Annotated in this window: 16 protein-coding genes and 1 riboswitch; of the genes, 12 read left to right on the top strand and 4 right to left on the bottom strand. The window is 72.8% G+C overall.

What is annotated here, in order from left to right:
- Positions 1 to 205 precede the first annotated feature (205 nt).
- Complete coding sequence (locus tag ACFTZC_RS29530; RefSeq protein WP_382894816.1) at positions 206 to 4,141, top strand: amino acid adenylation domain-containing protein; 3,936 nt, start codon at positions 206 to 208, stop codon at positions 4,139 to 4,141.
- 179 nt (positions 4,142 to 4,320) lie between these two features.
- Positions 4,321 to 5,190 (top strand): TauD/TfdA dioxygenase family protein, encoded by an 870-nt coding sequence (locus ACFTZC_RS29525; protein ID WP_382894814.1) that lies wholly within the window; start codon positions 4,321 to 4,323, stop codon positions 5,188 to 5,190.
- Positions 5,191 to 5,274: 84 nt separating this feature from the next.
- On the opposite strand, the gene ACFTZC_RS29520 is transcribed toward ACFTZC_RS29525, so the two are convergent.
- The gene (locus ACFTZC_RS29520) at positions 5,275 to 6,318 is read right to left on the bottom strand and encodes a LacI family DNA-binding transcriptional regulator (protein ID WP_382894849.1); all 1,044 of its coding nucleotides are present in this window, start codon (positions 6,316 to 6,318) and stop codon (positions 5,275 to 5,277) included.
- A 236-nt stretch (positions 6,319 to 6,554) separates the two neighbouring features.
- Between ACFTZC_RS29520 and ACFTZC_RS29515 the strand changes: the two genes are divergently transcribed.
- The 8 genes from ACFTZC_RS29515 to ACFTZC_RS29480 all read left to right on the top strand — a co-directional run bounded on the left by ACFTZC_RS29515 (position 6,555) and on the right by ACFTZC_RS29480 (position 15,136).
- Complete coding sequence (locus ACFTZC_RS29515; protein WP_382894813.1) at positions 6,555 to 7,697, top strand: Gfo/Idh/MocA family protein; 1,143 nt, start codon at positions 6,555 to 6,557, stop codon at positions 7,695 to 7,697.
- Positions 7,694 to 8,617, top strand: coding sequence for a PmoA family protein (locus tag ACFTZC_RS29510; protein ID WP_382894811.1), 924 nt, complete (start codon positions 7,694 to 7,696; stop codon positions 8,615 to 8,617). Before ACFTZC_RS29515 ends, ACFTZC_RS29510 begins: the two co-directional genes overlap by 4 nt.
- On the top strand, positions 8,614 to 9,357 hold the full coding sequence (locus tag ACFTZC_RS29505; protein ID WP_382894809.1) for a cupin domain-containing protein: 744 nt from the start codon (positions 8,614 to 8,616) through the stop codon (positions 9,355 to 9,357). The genes ACFTZC_RS29510 and ACFTZC_RS29505 overlap by 4 nt, the downstream gene beginning before the upstream one ends.
- 102 nt (positions 9,358 to 9,459) lie before the next feature.
- A complete protein-coding gene (locus tag ACFTZC_RS29500; RefSeq protein ID WP_382894807.1) occupies positions 9,460 to 10,839 on the top strand; it encodes an ABC transporter substrate-binding protein in 1,380 nt (459 codons plus the stop codon).
- Positions 10,836 to 11,804: a carbohydrate ABC transporter permease gene (locus ACFTZC_RS29495; RefSeq protein ID WP_382894806.1), complete on the top strand. Its 969-nt coding sequence runs from the start codon at positions 10,836 to 10,838 to the stop codon at positions 11,802 to 11,804. Before ACFTZC_RS29500 ends, ACFTZC_RS29495 begins: the two co-directional genes overlap by 4 nt.
- Before the next feature lie 56 nt (positions 11,805 to 11,860).
- Positions 11,861 to 12,691 (top strand): carbohydrate ABC transporter permease, encoded by an 831-nt coding sequence (locus ACFTZC_RS29490; RefSeq protein WP_382894847.1) that lies wholly within the window; start codon positions 11,861 to 11,863, stop codon positions 12,689 to 12,691.
- Positions 12,692 to 12,697: 6 nt separating this feature from the next.
- Positions 12,698 to 13,300 carry a hypothetical protein gene (locus ACFTZC_RS29485; protein ID WP_382894804.1) on the top strand — a complete coding sequence of 201 codons (603 nt, stop codon included), beginning with the start codon at positions 12,698 to 12,700 and terminating at the stop codon, positions 13,298 to 13,300.
- Between the two features lie 36 nt (positions 13,301 to 13,336).
- Positions 13,337 to 15,136 (top strand): sugar-binding domain-containing protein, encoded by a 1,800-nt coding sequence (locus ACFTZC_RS29480; protein WP_382894802.1) that lies wholly within the window; start codon positions 13,337 to 13,339, stop codon positions 15,134 to 15,136.
- Here the strand turns inward: ACFTZC_RS29480 and ACFTZC_RS29475 are convergent.
- From ACFTZC_RS29475 to ACFTZC_RS29465, 3 genes are all read right to left on the bottom strand, one after another.
- Entirely contained in the window at positions 15,114 to 16,523 is a 1,410-nt protein-coding gene (locus ACFTZC_RS29475) for an NtaA/DmoA family FMN-dependent monooxygenase (protein ID WP_382894800.1), read from the bottom strand. The genes ACFTZC_RS29480 and ACFTZC_RS29475 overlap by 23 nt on opposite strands.
- A 20-nt stretch (positions 16,524 to 16,543) precedes the next feature.
- Positions 16,544 to 17,758 (bottom strand): LLM class flavin-dependent oxidoreductase, encoded by a 1,215-nt coding sequence (locus ACFTZC_RS29470; protein ID WP_382894798.1) that lies wholly within the window; start codon positions 17,756 to 17,758, stop codon positions 16,544 to 16,546.
- A 74-nt stretch (positions 17,759 to 17,832) separates the two neighbouring features.
- Complete coding sequence (locus ACFTZC_RS29465) at positions 17,833 to 17,949, bottom strand: putative leader peptide (protein WP_382894796.1); 117 nt, start codon at positions 17,947 to 17,949, stop codon at positions 17,833 to 17,835.
- A gap of 518 nt (positions 17,950 to 18,467) precedes the next feature.
- Positions 18,468 to 18,613: riboswitch (SAM riboswitch) on the top strand.
- Positions 18,614 to 18,649: 36 nt separating this feature from the next.
- Here ACFTZC_RS29465 and ACFTZC_RS29460 point away from each other — a divergent pair.
- Together ACFTZC_RS29460 and ACFTZC_RS29455 are read left to right on the top strand one after the other, a co-directional pair.
- Positions 18,650 to 18,715, top strand: coding sequence for a putative leader peptide (locus tag ACFTZC_RS29460; RefSeq protein WP_351121255.1), 66 nt, complete (start codon positions 18,650 to 18,652; stop codon positions 18,713 to 18,715).
- Between the two features lie 112 nt (positions 18,716 to 18,827).
- Entirely contained in the window at positions 18,828 to 19,625 is a 798-nt protein-coding gene (locus ACFTZC_RS29455; protein ID WP_382894794.1) for a glutathione S-transferase C-terminal domain-containing protein, read from the top strand.
- Positions 19,626 to 19,634: the final 9 nt, after the last annotated feature.

The raw sequence follows: 19,634 nt of genomic DNA, 5'->3' as shown, positions 1-19,634 counted from the left end.
TCGATCCGGGCGCGCATCCGTCGACTTCGATCAATTTTCCTCTTGCACATACGCGACGGTCATGGAACGCGAAATTCGTCCATTGACATGATCAGAACCGGAGTCCAATGATGACTCCCGCCAGCCTCACGAACTGATCCACGTCTCCCGCACCTCGGTTGCCTCTCCCCCAACCACCGTTCACAGTTCGGCAGAAGGGCCGCCCTTGTCGGCAACGCGCGCATCCAGCCCCCGCCTCCTCCCGCCCGACACCCGCGATCACGCACTCCTCCCTCCGCTCTCCCCCGGGCAGCAGCGCCTGTGGACCCTGGCCCAGACGGACGGCACCGGCACCGCGTACAACGAGACGCTGGCGTTCTCCGTCGAGGGGCCGTTGGACAGGACCCTTCTCGCGCACGCGCTGGACATCGTTGTCACCCGGCACGAGACCCTGCGTACCCGGTTCGTCTCCGTGAACGGTGACGCCCGTCAGGAGGTGGGCCCCGCGGAGACGGGTTTCCCGCTGACCGTGGAGGACCTCAGCGGCGTCCCGGACCCGGAGGCCCGGGTCACCGACCGGCAACGCGAGGAGTGCGACACCCCGTTCGACCTGGCGCGCGGTCCACTGGCCCGGGGGCGGCTGATCATCCTGGGGGAATCCCGGTACACGCTGCTGCTGACCCTGCACCACGCGGTCTTCGACGGCCGGTCCATGGAGGTCCTGCTGCGGGAGCTGAGCGCCCACTACGGGGCGCTCACGCAGGGCGGGTCCGACCCGCTGCCGCCGCCGAGGACACGGTTCACCACCCTGTGCCGCAGGCAGCGCGAGTGGCTGGGCGGGCCCGGGGCCACCGCGCAGGCCGCGTTCTGGCGGACGTATCTGGACGGCGCGCCGGCCTCGCTCGATCTCCCCGCGGACAGGCCCCGCCCCGGGCGGCGGGGCGACGAGGGCGGCCGTGTCCCGGTGCGCCTCGGCCCAGGGCTGACGACCGCCCTGCGCGCGGTGGCCCGCCGGGAGAGGTGCACCCTGTTCACGGCTGTTCTCACCGGCTGGCACATCGTGCTGTCCCGGCTCTCCGGGGAGAGCGACACCGTCGTGGGCTTCCCGGTGGCGGGCCGGCGTGGCCGGGAGGCGTCCGAGCTGATCGGGTTCTTCGTCAACTCGCTTCCCCACCGGCTGGATCTGTCGGGGGAGCCGACCGGCGCCGAGGCGCTGGGCCGTGTCCGGGCCTCGCTCCGGGGTGCGCTCGACCACCAGGACCTGCCCTTCGAGCAGATCGTGGAGGCGGTGAACCCGCCGCGCAGCCTCGCGCACGGGCCGCTCTTCCAGACCATGCTGGCGTGGGGCACCTCCCAGAAGGGTCTGCTGCGTCTCGCCGGTACCCGGGTCGAACCGCTGACCATCCCCTTCGGGCCCGCGAAGTTCGACTACACCCTGTCGCTCCACGAGGAGGACGGCGGCGTCACCGGGCATCTGGACTACGCGCGCGACCTGTTCGACGACGAGACGGTCCGGCGGCACGCCCGCTACCTGACGCGCGTACTGGAGCAGTTGGCGGCCGACCCCGGGCGGTGCGTCGCGGACTTCGTCCTGCTCGACGAGCGGGAACACGAGGAGGTGCTGGCCCTGGGCCGGGGGCGGACCACCGGCCCGCCGGCCACCGGTCTGGTCGAGCGCTTCGAGCAGCAGGTCCGGGAGCGGCCGACCGCTCCCGCCGTGGCCGACGGGGAGACACGGCTCGACTACGCCACCCTCGACCGGCGTGCCAACCGGCTGGCCCACGCCCTCCTCGCCCGGGGCGTCCGCACCGGGGACGTGGTCGGGCTGCACTGCGGCCGCACGGTGGAACTGCTGGTGGGCATATGGGGCATCCTCAAGGCGGGTGCGGCCTACCTTCCGCTGGATCCCGGGCAACCGGGCGGCCGGCTGGCGGTGATCGTCGAGGAGGCGGCGCCCGCTCTGGTCCTGAGCGACGGCGCCGGCCCGTCCGCCTCCTGGCTGCCGCTGCGGCGGGTCGAGCAGGAGGGGGCGCGCGAGGACTCCCCCGGTACGGCGGTCCTGCCGTCCCATCTCGCCTACGTGATCTACACCTCGGGCTCGACGGGACGTCCCAAGGGGGTGGCGGTCCGGCACGGCAGTGTGGTCAACCTGCTGGACAACTGGCTGCACCACTACGGCGCGATCCCCGGGGAGGCGTCCTCGGTGTGGGCCAGCATCGGCTTCGACGCGTCCGTGCACGAGCTGTTCCTCCCGGTCACCACGGGTGCGGTCCTCCATCTGGTGCCGGAGGACCTGCGGGGCGACCCGGAACGGCTCATGGACTGGATGCGCGCGCACAGGATCGTGCATGCCTGGCTGCCGGCGTCGTACATCGTCTGGATCGACGAGAACCCGGAGGACCGGCTGCGGGGTCTGGCGCTGCGCCAGGTGGCGACCGGGGCGGAGCCCCTTCCGGAGGCGGCGCTGCACCGGATGCGGCAGGTGCTGCCGGGGCTGCGGATCTGCTACGTCTACGGTCCGACGGAAACCACCGTGTACAGCATCACGTACAACGAGCCGCACGGGCGGGAGCGCCGGTGCCCGATCGGCCGGCCCGTGGACAACACCCGTATAGAGCTGCTCGATCAGCGGCGCCTGCCGGTTCCGCGCGGGGTCACCGGCGAGGTGTACATCGGCGGGGCCGGGGTCGCCGACGGCTACCTCAACCGGCCCGACCTGACCGACGAGCGTTTCCTGCCGGACCCCCTGGTCCCGGGCGAACGGATCTACCGGACCGGTGATCTGGCGCGGCTGCTGCCCGACGGCAACTTCGAGTTCGTCGGCCGCGCCGACGACCAGGTCAAGCTCCGGGGATTCCGGATCGAGCCCGGGGAAGTGGCCGCGGCGCTGCGGGAGTTGCCCGGTGTGACGGAGGCGGCGGTGCTCGCCGACCGTACCGGGGCCGGTGAGAGTGTGCTGGTGGCCGGGGTGGGCCGGTCCGAGGGGCCGCCGCTGCCGCCGCACGAGTGGCGCGCCGCCCTCGCGGAGCGGCTGCCGGACTACATGATCCCGTCGCTGTTCGCCGAGTTCCCCCGGCTGCCGCTCAACCGCAGCGGCAAGCTGGACCGCCGGGCCGTGCTGGAACGGGCCCGTACGGCGCCGCCCTCCCAGGTCAACGTACGGGCGCCGCGTGACGGGGTGGAGATGTCGCTGTACCGGATCTGGCGGCAGGTGCTGCTGCATCCCGGCATCGGCGTCACCGACGACTTCTTCGCGGTCGGCGGCACCTCCCTCTCCGCCATCAAGGTCGCACACCTGATCCGTGAGCGGTTCGGCCGGGACCTGCCGATCCGCGACGTACTCGAACACCCCACGATCGAACGGCTGGCGGCGCACCTCCGCCGGGGAGCACCGGCGCGCGGCGACGATTCCTTGATCGAGTTCCGGGCCGGCGGCGGCGGCCGGCGGGTGGTGTGCGTCCATCCGGCCGGCGGAACCGCCTTCTGCTACCTGGAGCTGGCCACGGCGCTGCCGGACGGGATCGGCGTCCAGGGCGTCCAGGCCCGGGGGATCGAGCCCGGTGAGGAACCGCTGGCGTCGGTGGAGGCCATGGCGGAACACTACCTGGCACGCGTACGGCCCGCGCCGGACGAGGCCCTCGTCCTGTGCGGGCTCTCCTACGGTGGTCTGGTCGCGCACGAGATGGGGCGCCGGCTCGTACGAGCCGGTCACCACCGGACCGCCGTGGTCCTGCTCGACACCCACGGCACGGACGACGAGGCGAAGCGAGCCGCGTTCGCGCCGGTGGACGCGACCGAGTTCCGGGAGAAACTCGTCCGCTTCAACGGCATGTACCCCGGCATCGACGACGCCCAGATCGACCGGTACTTCCGGACCTACAACCGCAACCGCGCCGCGGCCGCCGCCTACACGCCACCGCCGACGACCGCCCCGCTGCTGCTCGTCCAGGCGGACGCGGAAGGCCGGGACGCCGCGGAACGGGCCGCGTCCGAGAAGGAGTTACGCCGCTTCTGGGAGGACCGGGCCCTGGGCGGCTTCCGGGTCGAGCGGGTGGCGGGCGGCCACTGGGACGTGCTGGAAGGGGAGCGGGTCCCCCGCATCGCCGAGCTCGTCACCGGCGAACTCGACCGGCTCGACAGCCGCGCCCGGGACACCCGGTGACCCCCGCGCCGTACGTCCGCTGAACCCTGCGACCGGCTCGGTCCTTTCCTCCCGCCGCGCCCCGCGCCCGTGGCGGGAACCGGCGGCACGGCCGTCGCACAGACCGGGACGACCGCCCGTCCGTCCTTCCCCGCATCCGCACCCCCGACCGGCAGGCCCCCACCACCGAGGAGAACGCGATGGAGCCCTACGAACTCACCGCTCTCGAAGCCGTCACCACCAGGCCGCCGAGGCCCTACGAGCACATCTCCGTGGCCTCCTTGACCCCGGTCATCGGCGCCGAGGTCAGCGGTGTGGACCTCTCCCGGCTCACCGAGGACGAACTGGCCGAGATCAGAACCGCGTTCCTCGACCACCATGTGCTGGTCTTCCGCGACCAGGAGATCACCGTCGAGGAACACAAGCGCTTCGCCGGCCGCTTCGGTGACCTGCGGCCGGTCAATCCGCCGCCGCCCGAGGGCGATCCCCACGTGCTGGAGATCAGGACCAGCCCGGCCGCCGCGAACGTCGCGGGCAACGCCTGGCACGCCGACGGAACGGCCGACCTCGAACCGTCCCTGGGCTCGATGCTGTACATCACCGAGACCCCGGAGGGCGGCAGCGGAGGCGACACGCTGTTCGCCAACATGCACCTGGCCTACGAGATGCTCTCCCCCACCATGCGCGGCCTGCTGGACGGCCTGACCGCCGTCCACGACGGTGCGCAGAGCTTCCGCGGCTACACCGTGCCCCCCGACTACGAGATCCCGGTGAACGAGCACCCGGTGGTGGTGCGGCACCCCGAGACCGACCGTCCCATCCTCTACGTCAACCAGGCCTACACCTCGCGCATCCCGCAGCTCTCCGCCGACGAGAGCCAGGCGCTGCTCGGCATGCTCTTCGCCCTCGTGCCCCAGCGCCCGATGCTCACCTGCCGGGTCCGCTGGACGCCGGGCACCCTGGTGTTCTGGGACAACCGCTGCGTGCAGCACCACGCGACGTACGACTACTACCCGCGCACCCGTTACGGCCGCCGGGTCGCGATCAACGGCGGTCCGCTGAAGGGCTGACCGTTCCGGGGGCCGCCGCCGGAGCCGGCCGACGACGACACCGCCTGGTCCGGGAGCCGGTACGGCCTCCCGGACCAGGCGGTGTCATACCTCCAGCGGCCGCCGTACCCCGTCGGTGGACTCCCGCACCACGAGCCGGTGCGGGGCCAGGTGGACCTCGAAGGGCAGCGGCTGCGCCGAGCCGATCCGCGCGGCCAGCGACTTCACCGCCAGCGCGGCGATCGCCGCCTTGTCCGGTATGACGGAGGTGAGGGACGGCGTGCTGTAGAGCGCCTCCTCGGAGCCGTCGATGCTCGCCACGGCGACCTCCGAGGGAATGCCCACCCCCGCCTCGTGCAACGCCCGCACGGCCCCCACCGCCAGCAGATCGCTGAAGCAGAAGACCGCGTCCGGGCGGGCGTCCGCCGGGAGCGCGAGCAGCGCGCGCATGGCCAGCAGGCCGCTCCGGCGGTCGAACTCCTTCACCGGCGGCGCCAGCCGCGGGTCGAAGGTCAGCCCGGCCTCGTGGAGCGCGCGCTGGAAGCCCTCCAGACGCTGTCTGCTGGTCGCGGCCGACTGGGTCTTCACCCCGACGGCGGCGATCCGGGTGCGGCCCAACCCGGCCAGGTGCGCGGTGACCTCGCGGGCCGCGGCGACGTTGTCGATCAGGACGTGGTCTGCGGTGACCTGGTCGCGTTCGTAGCTCCGTTCACCGAGCAGGACCAGGGGGAACGCGTCGGCGACGGAGGCGAGGTCGTCGAGCGGGACGTGCAGGGGCGAGAGGATCACACCGTCCAGCAGCGCCGCGCCGACGCCGGTCGTCAGGCGCAGTTCCTCCGCCGCGTCGCCCAGCGTCTCCTCGATGAGGACGGTCAGCCCCAGCCCCGCGGCCTCCGCCCGGACATGCTGGGCCAGCTCCGCGAAGTACGGGATCGCCAGGTCGGGCACGGAGAGGCCGATCAGTCCGCTGCGGCCGGTGCGCAGCCGCCGCGCCGACGGGTTCGGCCGGTAGCCGAGCTCGCCCACGGCGCGCAGCACCCGCTCCCGGGTGGCCTCGGAGACCCGTGGGGCGCCGCGTACAACGTTGGACACCGTTTTGATCGACACCCCCGCGCGAGCCGCCACGTCCTTGAGCGTCGCTGCTGCCACCGACCGGCCCCCTTCGCCGTTGTTCTCGCAGATCGCCGGTGTCTTCACGGCGGATCTCAGCGTATCCGACGGGCCGGATCGCCTGCTGACGAGGGGTTGACCCAGAACTTGCACGGCAGGTACAACGTTGGAACAGAAAGCGCTTACGGAGCTTTCGCCGACGCCGTCCGACCCCGTGTACGAGCCGCTCACGAGGGTCCATGAGCCACGGTCGGCCGCCCCACGAAAGGGTCCGCATGTCTCGCTCCACCACCCCGCTGCGCACGGCCGTGGTCGGCACCGGGGGTATCGCCCGCGGCAGTCATCTGCCCGCGCTGGAGAAGCTCGCCGCCGAGGGCGAGGTGGAGCTCGTCGCCGCGGTCGACGTCGACACGGCCGCGGTGCGGGCGTTCGCCGCCGCGTCCGGCATCCCGTACGCCTCCGCGGATCTCGACGCGATGCTCGCCGAGGTGCGCCCGGACCTGGTCGTACTCTGCACGCCGCCCGCCGTGCACCGGGAGCAGTCGGTGGCCGCGCTGCGGGCGGGCGCGTGGGTGTGGTGCGAGAAGCCGCCGTGCCCGTCGCTGGCCGACCACGACGCCGTCGGGGCGGCGGAGCCGGGCGGTGACGCGGACCCGTACGCCTCGATCGTCTTCCAGCACCGCTTCGGCTCGGGGGCCCGCCACATCCGCCGGCTGCTGCGCGAGGGCGCGTTCGGCCGGCCGCTGGTGGCCCACTGCCAGACCACCTGGTACCGGGACAGCGCCTACTACTCCGTACCGTGGCGCGGCCGTTGGGCCACCGAGGGCGGCGGGCCCGCCATGGGCCACGGCATCCACCAGACGGACCTGCTGCTGGACCTCATGGGGCCGTGGACCGAGGTGCGCGGCATGGCGGCCCGGCTGGTGCACGACGTGGAGACCGAGGATGTCTCCACCGCGCAGGTCCGCTTCGGCGGCGGCGCCCTCGCCACCGTCGTCAACAGCGTCCTCAGCCCCGACGAGACGAGCCGGATCCGGATCGACTGCGAGCGCGCCACGATCGAGCTGACCCATCTGTACGGCTACCGCAACGCGGACTGGCGCATCACCCCCGCGCCCGGCGTCCCCGAGGAGACCGCGGCCGCCTGGCGCGACTTCGGCGCCGACGTGCCGAGTTCACACCTGGCCCAGCTCCGGGTGCTGATCGCCGACATCCGGGCCGGGCGGCGCCACTCCACCAGCGGCCCGGGCGGCCGGCGGACGCTGGAGTTCATCACCGCCCTCTACAAGTCCGCGTTCACCGACGCCCCCGTCCGCGCGGGCGAGATCGGCCCCGGCGACCCCTACTACACCGCACTGCACGGCGGCGCCCCGGGCTGGGCACCGGCCGGCCCCCGCGAGGAGGAGGACCGCGCATGACCCTCACCCTGACCCACGCCCACGGCGACCGTGTCACCGTCGCCCACGAGGCCACCGGCACCGAGCTGTTCGCGTACGTCTACCGTCCCGAAGCGGCGTGGGAGGCTCCCAAGCCCTATCTGCACCCCGTCCGCACCCTCGCCGGCGCCGTGGTCACCGACTACCGCCCCAACGACCACCGGTGGCACAAGGGGCTCCAGCTCACGGCCTCCCACCTCTCCGGGCAGAACCTGTGGGGCGGCAACACCTATGTGCACGGCGAGGGGTATGTCGCGCTGCCCGAGCGGATCGGCTCCATGGCGCACACCGCCTTCGAGGAGGTCTCCGCCACCGGCGACCGCGCCGTCCTCGCCGAGCGGCTGAGCTGGCACCCCCACGACGGCGAACTGTGGGCCGAGGAGGAACGCCGCATCGAGGTCGGCGGCGTGGACCCGGAGGCCGGAAGCTGGTCCCTGACCTGGACCTCCGCCGTGACCAACCGGCGCACCGAGCCGCTGCGCTTCGGCAGCCCCACCACCCATGGCCGCCCCGCCGCCGGATACACCGGGCTGTTCTGGCGCGGCCCGCGCGCCTTCCGTGACGGCCGTGTCTTCACCGCCGGGGCGGACGGCGGCGACCTGATGGGTGCCCAGGCCCCCTGGCTGGCGTACGTGGGCGAGCACGACGGGCGCGACGGCCACGCCACGGTGGTCTTCGAGCACGCCCCGGGCAACGACCACGCGGGCGAGAAGGGCACGCACCCGGCGCACTGGTTCGTACGCAGCGACCCGTTCGCCGCGGTCGCGCCGTCCTGGGCGTTCCACGAGGAGTTGGTCCTCGACCCCGGCGACACCCTCACCCGCGGCTACCGCGTGCACGTCGCCGACGGCGCCTGGGACCGGGAGCGGGTCGCCGCACACGTGGCGGGGCTCGGGTGGTGAGCGCGACGTACGACGGGTTCCCGGCGGCGGTCGGCGTGTCCCGGCTGCGCGTGTACGACTGGCCCACCGTCGACGGCCGGCCGGGCGGCGGCACTCCGCATCTGCACCTCACCTGCAGCGAGGGGTACGTGGTCACGGCGGGCCGCGGCGCCGTGCAGACGCTGACCACCTCGGGCTACCGGGAGACGCCCCTGGAGCCGGGGGTCGTTGCCTGGTTCACCCCCGGCACGATCCACCGACTGGTCGCCGAGAACGCAGAGGACACTGAGGCCGGCCTGGAGATCACCGTCGTGATGCAGAACAGCGGTCTGCCGGAGGCGGGCGACGCGGTCCTCACCCTGCCGCAGGACCGTCTCACCGACCCCGCGGTGTACGCCGAGGCGGTCCGTATCCCTTCGGACGTACCCGAGGCCGAGCAGGCGGAGGCGGCCCGCGCCCGGCGCGACCTGGCCACCCGGCGCTTCCTCGAACTGCGCGAGGCCACCGCGGCCGGTGATCCGGAGCCGCTGGCGGCCTTCCAGCGGGCGGCCGCCGCGCTGGTACGGCCCCGGCTGGACGGGTGGGAGGAGCGCTGGCGCGACGGCGCGGGCGCCGCCGCGGCAGCCACACAGCGCCAGTTGGGCGCCCTGCGCGAGCGGGACGGCCGGCATCTGGCCGAGGCCCGCGTCGCCGCGACCGGGCCCGCCGCCCGCGGCCGCTTCGGCATGTGCGGCCGCCTGGACGTCTACCCCGGCATCTGAGCCCGCCCCCGGTCCGCGGGGGTGCCGCCACCCCACCCCGGCATCCCCTCGGTCCCCGCCCTTCTCCTCCACCGCCCCGCTCTCCCGGAAGGTCGCCCCCTCATGCCCGAACCACCGGTGCGCGAAGCCCCGTTGCCCGACCCGCCCGTGCCCGGCCCCCCGCACGGCCGCCCCCGGTCGCCGAGCCGCCGCGCGGTACTGACCGTGGCGGCCGCCGGTGCCAGTGCCGCCCTGGCCTCCACGCTCTCCGCGTGTTCCGCCGCCGGCGGCTCGTCGCGCGGGGTCACCCTCACGTTCTCCTGGTGGGGCAACGACGACCGCGCCGCCCGCACCGAGAAGGCCGTACGGCTCTTCGAGAAGGAGAACCCCGGCATCACCGTCCGCACCTCGAACGGGGACTTCGGCGCGTACATGCAGAAGCTGGCGACCCAGGCGGCCGGCGGCGGCATCCCCGACGTGGCCCAGCTCGACTACCGGCAGATCTCCCAGTACGCGGGCGGCGGCGCGCTGCTGCGCCTGGACGAGATCCTGAGCGGCGGCGCGATCCGCACCGCGGAGATGGACCGGGAGTTCCTGCGCACGGGAACCTACGAGGAGCGCCAGTTCGCGCTGCCCATGGGCCGCGGCATCACCGGTTACGCCTACGACGCCGCCCTCTACCGCAAGGCCGGGATCCGCACCCCCCGGCCGAGCTGGACCTGGCAGGAGTGGGCGGACGCCAACCGGCGGATCACCGCACTGAAACTCAAGAGTCCCGACGGGCGCCCCTTCACCGGCGCCAACGACAACGGCCCCAACGAGGACATCTTCGAGACATGGCTGCGCAGCCGCGGCGGACGGCTCTACGCGAGCCAGACCGAACTCGGCTTCACCGAGGACGACCTCACCGAGTTCTGGACGTTCTGCGACGACCTCCGCAGGGCGGGCACGGTCGCCGGGTCCAAGGACACCGTCCAGGCCCACAGCATCGAGACCAGCCCCATGGGCCGGGGTCTGGCCGCGGCGGACTTCACCTGGGACGCGCCGTTCCCCGGGTACGTCGGCCTCCTCGGCGGGGACATCCGCTTCGCACCCGTCCCCACGACCGGCGGCCGCGCGGGCTCGTACTTCAAGGCCACGATGCTCCTGGGCATCGGAGCGGGCACCGAGCACCCCGAGGAGGCGGCCAGGCTGGTCGACTTCCTCCTCAACGACGTGCGGGCGGGCGACATCCTCGGCTTCAGCCGCTCCACCCCGCCCAACCGGGTGATCGCCGCCCGGGTCGCCAAGACCCTGACGGGACCGGAGAAGGAGATCTACCAGTACGCGCGGATGATGGAGAAGTACGGCCTGGCCGCCCCGCCGACGGCGCCCCCGCGCGGCGACGTCCCGATCCAGACCGCCTTCACCCGCACCTACCAGCGCGTGCTCTACGACCTGGCCACCCCCCGGCAGGCGGCGCGCGAACTCCTCGACGAGGCCGACCGGGAGCTGAGGCCATGAGCACGGTGTCGACCAGGGCGCCCGCGCCCGCCGAGCGGAAGGCGGACGGGCCACGGCCGGCCCGGCGGCGGGCCGGGGTCCGCGAGAAGCAGTGGCCGGCGTACGTGTTCCTGTCACCGTGGCTGCTCGGCGCGGGCGTACTGACGCTGGTGCCGATGGTCGCGTCCCTGTACCTGTCGTTCACGGACTACAACCTCTTCGATCCGCCGCAGTGGGTGGGTCTGCGCAACTACACGGAGATGCTCACCGAGGATCCCCGCTACTGGCGGTCGGTCGGCACCACCATGCTGTTCGTCGTGGTGGCCGTCCCGCTGAAGCTGGGGCTCGCGCTGGGTGTGGCGATGCTGCTGAGGAGTCTCGGCTCGGGCCGCGGTTTCTACCGCTCCGCCTTCTACGCGCCCTCCCTGCTCGGCGCGAGCATGTCGATCGCCCTGGTGTGGAAGGCGCTCTTCAACGACGGCGGCACGGTCGCCGAGGTCCTGGGCTGGGTCGGCATCGACACCGGCGGCTGGGTCGGCGACCCCTATCTCGCGGTGTACGCGGTGGTGCTGCTGACGGTCTGGCAGTTCGGGGCGCCGATGGTGATCTTCCTGGCGGGGCTCCAGCAGATCCCGTCCGACCTGTACGAGGCTGCGGCGCTCGACGGCGCGGGCCGCTGGCGGCAGTTCGTCTCGGTGACGGTGCCGATGCTCTCCCCCGTGGTCTTCTTCAACCTGGTGCTGGAGATCATCAACTCCTTCCAGGTCTTCACCCCGGCCTTCGCCATCAGCGGCGGCAACGGCGGCCCCGCCGACTCCACGATGTTCTACACGCTCTACCTGTACGAACGCGGCTTCACCGCCTCGCACATGGGGTACGCGGCGGCGATGGCCTGGCTGCTGCTGATCGCCATCGGCGCGATCACCCTGATCCTGTTCCGGACCTCCCGGTCCTGGGTCTTCTACGCGGACGAGGAGGGACGGTGACTTCGGTGACTTCGGTGACTTCGGTGAACACGGTCGACCCGGCTCGCACGGCGGGCATCGCCACGAAGCGGTGGCTGCCGCACGCGGTCGCCGCCGCCTGCCTGCTTCTGCTGCTGTACCCGCTGGCCTGGCTGCTGGCCACCTCGCTGAAGCCGGCCGACGAGGTGGTGACCAGCCTCGACCTGTGGCCCGGCCGTCTGGAGTGGTCGAACTACACCACCGCCTTCGAAGGCGTCTCCGGCATCTCCGTCGGCCGGCTGCTCGGCAACACCCTGCTGATCGCCGGGGGCGCCGTCCTCGGCAATGTGCTGTCCTGCTCGCTGGCCGCCTACGCCTTCGCCCGGCTGCGGTTCCGCATGCGCACCGGGATGTTCGCCTTCATGGTGGCGACGCTGATGCTGCCGCACCATGTCGTGCTGATCCCGCAGTACATCATGTTCAACCAGCTCGGTCTGGTGGACACGTACTGGCCGCTGGTCCTGCCGAAGTTCCTGGCCACGGAGGCGTTCTTCGTCTTCCTCATCGTGCAGTTCATGCGCGGGCTGCCGCGTGAGCTGGAGGAGTCCGCCCGCATCGACGGGTGCGGGCCCTTCCGCACCTACTGGTCGATCACGCTGCCGCTGAGCCGGCCCGCCCTGATCACCACGGCCATCTTCACCTTCATCTGGACGTGGAACGACTTCTTCACGCAGATGATCTATCTCTTCGCCCCGGAGAACTTCACCATCACCCTGGCGCTGCGCAGCTTCGTCGACCAGTCCAGCACCTCCGCGTACGGGCCCATGTTCGCCATGTCGGTGATCTCCGTGCTGCCGATCGTGCTGTTCTTCTTCGTCTTCCAGCGCTATCTGGTGCAGGGCATGGCCACCTCCGGACTGAAGGGCTGAGCCGCCATGCCCCACACACCCGTCGCGGTCCACCGCGAGCGCAAGGAGCCCGGCGAGATTTTCGGTTCCGGCTTCTCCCTCTTCGCCGACATGCTGCTGGTGGGCCTGCTCACCGGCATCGCCTGTCTGCCGGTCGTCACCGCTCCGGCGGCGTTCGCCGCGGCGTCGGCGTGCCTCCGGCAGGCCGCGGGCGGCGGAGCCACGGTCACATCGGGTACGTACGCCCGCGCGTTGCGGGCCCGCCTGTCGGTCGGCAGTCTCTCCGCCGGGCTGGCGCTGCCGCTGCTGGTCGTGGTCCTGCTGGCCGATGCCGCCGTGGCGCGCAGCGCGCTGCCCGGGGCGGGGGTCGTGGCGCCCGCGCTGGCCCTGCTCGCGCTGGGGGCCGCGGTCGTGGGACTGCGCGCCACGGCGCTGGACGCCCCGCACCGGCTCTCCGTCCGCGAGGGGCTGGTCCGCTCGGTCGCCGATCCGCGGGGCAGCCTGCTGCTGGCCGGGGCCGTACTGCTGACGGCGCTCCTCGCGTGGTCCATTCCGCTGCTGGTCCCGCTGCTGCCCGGACCGCTCGCGTTCGCCGCGACCGCCGTGGAGCTGCGCTCCCCGCACGGCTGAGCCTCCCCTCTCCCCCGCCACACCACCGGAGTTCCCATGCCCCACACCCACCTGGACGCGGCCGGACACCCGAGGCCGCAGCTCGTCCGCGACCCGGACTGGCGTGACCTGAGCGGTCCCTGGCAGTTCGCCCACGACGACGCGGGCACCGGCCGGTCGGAGCGCTGGATGGACCCGGCCGTCACCGAGCCCTTCACCCGCACCATCACCGTGCCCTACCCGCCCGAGTCCAAGGCGTCGGGCGTCCAGGACACCGGCTTCCACCCGGTGCTCTGGTACCGGCGCACCATCGACGTGCCCCGGCCCGCCGCGGGCCGGCGGCTCCTGCTGCACTTCGGGGCGGTCGACCACCGGGCCGAGGTCTGGCTGAACGGCCGTCAGGTGGGCCGCCACGAGGGCGGACACACCGGCTTCACCTGCGATCTCACCGAGGCCGTCGACGGCGACGGAGAGCAGGTGGTCGTGGTCCGGGCCGAGGACCAGCCGCTGGACGCCGCGCAGCCCCGGGGCAAGCAGGACTGGCGGCGCGACCCGCATGTCATCTGGTACCACCGCACTTCCGGGATCTGGCAGCCGGTCTGGCTGGAGGAGGTCCCGGAGGACCGTCTGACGGTCCTGCACTGGACCCCCGACGTCGCGCACGCCCGCGTACGGTGCCGCATGCGTCTGGCCCGGTGGCCGCTGCGCCCTCTGCGGGCGACGGTGCGCCTGGCGCTGGGCGGGCGCCTGCTCGCCGAACAGAGCGTCCTGGTCGACGGCGAGGAGGCGGCGTTCGACGTCTCGGTACCCGCGCTGCGCCACGCGCAGGACCTCGACGGTCTGCTCTGGAGCCCCGAGCACCCGAACCTGGTCGACGCCACGGTCGTGCTGAGCGAGACGGCGGACGACACCCCCGTCGACCGCGTCTCCTCCTACCTCGGCCTGCGTGACATCGGCTGGGGCGAGGGGGCCTTCCTCCTCAACCACAAGCCGTACTTCCTGCGTTTCGCGCTCCAGCAGGGCTACTGGCCGGCGTCGCACCTCGCCGCCTCGGCCGATGAGCTGCGCCGCGACGCCGAACTGGCCAAGGAGATCGGGCTGAACGGACTGCGCGTCCACCAGAAGATCGAGGATCCCCGCTTCCTGTACTGGGCCGACCGGCTCGGGCTGATGCTGTGGGAGGAGATGCCGTCCGCGTACGCCTTCGGAACGCGGACCGTCGAGCGGGTCGTCGGCGAATGGACCGAGGCGATCTCCCGCGACCTCAGCCATCCCTCGATCGTCGCCTGGGTGCCGGTCAACGAGTCCTGGTCGGTCCCGAACCCGGCGCTCGTCCCGGAGCAGCGCCACTTCATGGACGGCCTGTACCACCTGACCAAGGCCCTCGACCCGGCGCGCCCCGCCGTCTCCAACGACGGCTGGGAGATCTCCGCCGCCGACATCTGGGGCGTGCACGACTACACCCAGCAGGCGCGGGTGCTGCGCGAGCGGTACGGCCACGCCTCGCTGCGGCGCGGCGAGTTCCCCGAGCCGTGGCCGGGCGCCAGGCGTCTCCTCCTCGACGGCGTGCACCACCAGGGCCAGCCGGTCGTGCTGAGCGAGTTCGGCGGGGCGACCTTCGAGCCGGCCGAGGGCGCCCAGTGGTTCGGCTACGACACCGTGGCCACGGAGCGGGAATTCACCGACCGGCTGGCCGCCCTGGTGGGCGCCGCCGTCGACTCGGGCCTCGCCGGGTACTGCTACACCCAGTTCACCGACACGGAACAGGAGGTGAACGGCCTGTTCACGGCGGACCGGCGGCCGAAGGTCCCGGTGCCCGAGCTGCGCGCCGTCCTCACCCGGACACGCCCCCGGTGACCCGGGGCGGAGATCCGGCGGCGGCAACCGGTCGCCCGGAGCCGTCGGGGTGCGCCAGGCCCAGGTGGTCGCGGAGCGTGGTGCCCTCGTACTCCGTGCGGTACACGCCGCGTTCCTGGAGCAGCGGGACGACCCGGTCGGCGAAGGAATCGAGGCCGCCCGGGGTGATGTGCGGGACGAGGATGAAGCCGTCGGCGGCGTCGGCCTGCACGAAGTCGTTGATGGTCCGGGCGACGGTGGCCGGGGAGCCGACGAAGTTCTGCCGGTTGCCGGTCTCGATGACGAGATCCCGGATCGACCACTTGTTGGCGGCGGCGCGCTCGCGCCAGTCGCGGGCCGTGGCCAGCGGGTCGCGGTACATCCGTACCTGGGCGCGGCCGCGGGCGACGGTGTGCTCGCCGAGGTCGGGGTCGATGTCGGGGAGCGGGCCGTCCGGGTCGTACGCGGACAGGTCCCGGTTCCAGACGAACTCCAGGTGCTTGATGGCCGTGGCCCCGCTCACCTGCAAACGGCGTACCTCACGGGCCTGTTCCTCCGCCTCCGCGTCGGTGTCGCCGAGTACGAAGCTCGCGGCGGGCAGGATCAGCAGCTGGTCGGCGCCCCGGCCGTACCGGGGCAGGCGGCCCTTGACGTCGGAGTAGAACGCCTGGCCTTCCGCGAGGGCGGCGTACCGGCTGAAGATGGCGTCGGCGCTCGACGCGGCGAACTCGCGTCCCTCGTCGGAGTCCCCGGCCTGGAAGATGACCGGGCGGCCCTGCGGGCTGCGCGGGACGTTGAACTGCCCCTGGATGTCGAAGTGCCGGCCCCGGTGCACGAAGGCTCCGGCGCGTGCGTCCCGCAGGAACGTGCCGGTCTCCCGGTCGGCGACGATCTCGTCCCCGTGCCAGGAGTCGAAGAGTTCGTTCGCGGTGGCCAGGAACTCCTTGGCGCGCGCGTAGCGCTCCTCCTGCGGGAGGAAGCCGCCGCGCCGGAAGTTCTCTCCGGTGAACGCGTCCCAGGAGGTGACCACGTTCCAGGCGGCCCGGCCGCCCGAGAGGTGGTCGAGGCTGGCGAACTGGCGGGCCACCTCGTAGGGCTCGTTGAAGGTGGAGTTGATGGTGCCGGTCAGGCCGAGGTGTTCGGTGACGGCGGCCAGCGCGGCGAGGACGGTGAAGGTGTCGGGTCGGCCGACGACGTCCAAGTCGTATATTTTTCCGCCCTGTTCACGCAGCCGAAGCCCCTCGGCGAGGAACAGGAAGTCGAACTTGGCGCGTTCGGCGGTCCGCGCGAAGTGCGCGAAGGAGCTGAACTCGATATGGCTGTCGGCCTCGGGGGCGCTCCACACGGTGGTGTTGTTGACGCCGGGGAAGTGGGCCGCGAGGTGGATCTGCTTGAGCGGTTGGCTCACGGTAGGAGGCTCCTTCGGGCTCAGACGGCCGGGGCGGCGGCGTAGCGGTTGGCGGGGCGGGAGAGGCCGAGCAGCCCGCGCAGGGTGCCGGCCTCGTACGCGCGGCGGAAGGCGCCCCGGCGCTGGAGTTCGGGGACCAGGCCCCGGGTGATCGCCGGGAGGTCGTGCCCGGCGACGGCGGGACGCAGCCGGAAGCCGGACAGCCCCGACGACTGCAGTTCCTGGAGCAGATCGGCGAGCCCGGCGGGGGTTCCGGTGAAGACCGGGGCGTCGCCGGTGTACGGCTGTCCCGCGAGGGCGTCCAGGCGCTCCCGGCGGGCCACGGCCTCGGCGGGATCGTCGTCGAGGAAGACCAGCAGGTCGCCGAAGACGTGCAGGGGTTCGCCGGCGCGGCCCGCCGCCGACTGCTCGGCGCGGATCTCCTCGACGACGGCGCGGGCCTGAGCGGCGTCGTACGGGGTGACGTAGCCGATGTCGGTGGCCCGGGCCACCAGCCGGTAGGGGATGGTGGCGTGGGCGAGGGCGCTGACGATCGGCTGACCCTGGGGCGGGCGGGGGGTGATCGAGGGGCCCTTGACGGCGAAGTGCCTGCCCTCGAAGTCGATGTAGTGGAGTTTGTCGCGGTCGATGAAGCGGCCGGTGGCGGCGTCCCGGATCTCCGCGTCGTCCTCCCAGCTGTCCCAGAGCCGGCGCACGACCTCGACGTGGTCGGCGGCCTCGTCGAAGGCGTCGGACAGGGCTTCGTGCCCGGCAGGCGTGGCGTACTCCTCGCCGTGGAGCGGCGGGACCGTACGGCGTCCGAAGTGCGCGGCCTCGTTCCGGCGTGCCGAGATCTGTACGCGCAGGCCGGCGCGGCCGGTGCTCACGTAGTCGAGGGTGGCGATCGCCTTGGAGATGTGGAACGGCTCGGTGTGGGTGGCCACGACCGTCGGCACCACACCGATGTGGCGGGTCAGCGGGGCGACCCGCGCGGCGATGAGGACAGCGTCCAGACGGCCGCGTACCTGGTCGGTGCGGCCGTCGGGTTCGGTGAGGGACGAGGACTGGAGGCCGAGGGCGTCCTCGATGGTCACGAAGTCGAGCAGGCCGTGCTCGGCCTCGGTGACGAGGTCGGTCCAGTAGGCGGGGTCCAGCAGTTCGCGGGGGCGGGAGACCGGCTCGCGCCAGGCGGCCGGGTGCCAGCCGGCGCCGTCGAGGGCGACGGCGAGGTGCAGCGGCGAGGGTGACGAGGACATCGGGAGACGCCTTCCTGATCAGCCGTACGGGGAGCCGGTCCCCGTACGAGGGGTGCGGCTGCGAGGGCAACAGGTCAGGGGCGACAGAGCGCGCCGGCCACGCGGAGCAGGTCGATGTGCGTCCGGGAGTACAGGTGCAGACGGCGGGGCGGGGCCGGGTCCACGGCGCGGTGACGGGACACGGGACGCATGTGCCTCACCTCCACCTTTCCGGCCCGGCGGCCCCGGAGGCCCGGCCGGCCTCACGCTCGCGGCTGTCCTGGGGCGCGCCGCTCACTCCTCGGTGCGCCGCTCACCGGTCAGCAGGCGCAACAACGCGGCTGTGGCTTTCATTCCGCTGTCCGGCTTCTTCTCCGTCCCGGTCCGCGGCAGCGGTGGTCGTCGGGGACGGGGAGAACCGTCAGTCGTGGCAGAGGGCGGGACAGTGGCGGAGGGCGGGACAACGGGCCGGACACAGCGCGCTGTTGACGCCCGACAGGCCGACGGAGCGGTCCGCGCGGAGCGGGACACGGCGCGGGTGCCGGTGTGCGGCCGTCCTGTCAGCTCCGTACATCGCTGTCACCACCGCTTCTCCGGCCCTGGGGGCTCCCGTTGTGCGCCGCACGGTAGGCACCTCCCGAAAAGAATGTCAACGCGGGTGACCATCAGGTGAGACCGCGCACCCGGCTTCCTTGACGCCGTCACCGAGGGCACCGAGACTGATGTGGACGGTCACGATTGTCAGCGCCCACGGCGCGGGTTCCGCCCGCTCGTGTGGTCATCGGCCCCGGCCCGCCGACAGGCAACCCTTCCACCGCGACGGGGTGCTCCGGGTGACGACCGGGTTCCGCCGACGCGGCGGGGCAAGCGCGGTCCCGCGTCTCGCGGGCCCCGGAGGTGAGACGGGTGGCAATGCCGAGGAACGGCTTGACGAGGCGCCTGCACATCGACCTGTTGCGTGTCTCCAGCGCTTACTGATCCGCCGCCGGTCCGTGCGATCCGGACCGGTGCGAGAAGCGCAGTCGCTCCGCATCCGGCCGCCGGTGCCCACCAGGCGGCGGTGGCCTCCTCGTTCCCCAAAGGGAGAGTCATGCCCGAGACAACTTTGCGCAGCCCCGGCACGGCCGTGTCCGGCGGTCGTCCCCCGGCTCCTTCCGCGTCGGCACTTCCCGCGCCGGCCCTTCGCCCCGGGGTGGCCGCGGCCTCCCCCCGGCCGTACCGTTTCCACAGCCGGATCGGCGTCGGCCTGGCCGGGGGCTTCTACCCGGCACCGCACCGCTACGATCTCTACCTCTCCGCGGGGTGTCCCCGCTCGCTGCGTGTCTCGATCACCCTCGACCTGCTCGGCCTCGGCGGGTCGGTCGCCACCACGCTCCTGACCCGTCCCGCCGGGACGCCCGAGGCCTTCGCCTCGTTGCGCGGCGCGTACGAGGCCACGGTGCACCACTACGACGGGCCGCTGACCGTGCCCGCGCTGCGCGACCGCTGGAGCGGACGCATCGTCAGCAACGAGACCCCGGCCATTCTCCGCGACCTCGGGGGCCTGCTCCCCGGCGACGACGGAGCCCGTCACCGCGCTCTCAACCCGCCGGCCCTCGTCCCGGAGATCGACGCGCTGCGCGACCTGCTGGACCGGGACGTCACCCCGGCCGGACCGCCCTCGGAACGGTCGGCGGCACTCGGCCTGCTGGACCGTCGGCTCGCCTCGGGCACCCACGCGTTGGGCGACACGCTCACGGCCGCGGACGTGGACCTGTGGGTGGCGCTCGTCCACCTCGGCCCGGCCGGCACCCTCTGCTCGTACCCCCGGCTCGGGGCGTACGTACGCCGCCTCGGCGCTCATCCCGCCTTCCGGGACAGGACCGGGGCGGTGTCCGACGCGGCGTGAGGGCGGGCG

The sequence above is a fragment of the Streptomyces sp. NPDC056987 genome (genome assembly GCF_042673865.1).
Lineage (GTDB): Bacteria > Actinomycetota > Actinomycetes > Streptomycetales > Streptomycetaceae > Streptomyces.
The sequence above is the reverse complement of the archived record's forward strand: the minus strand, read 5'-3'. Positions and strand labels throughout refer to the sequence as shown.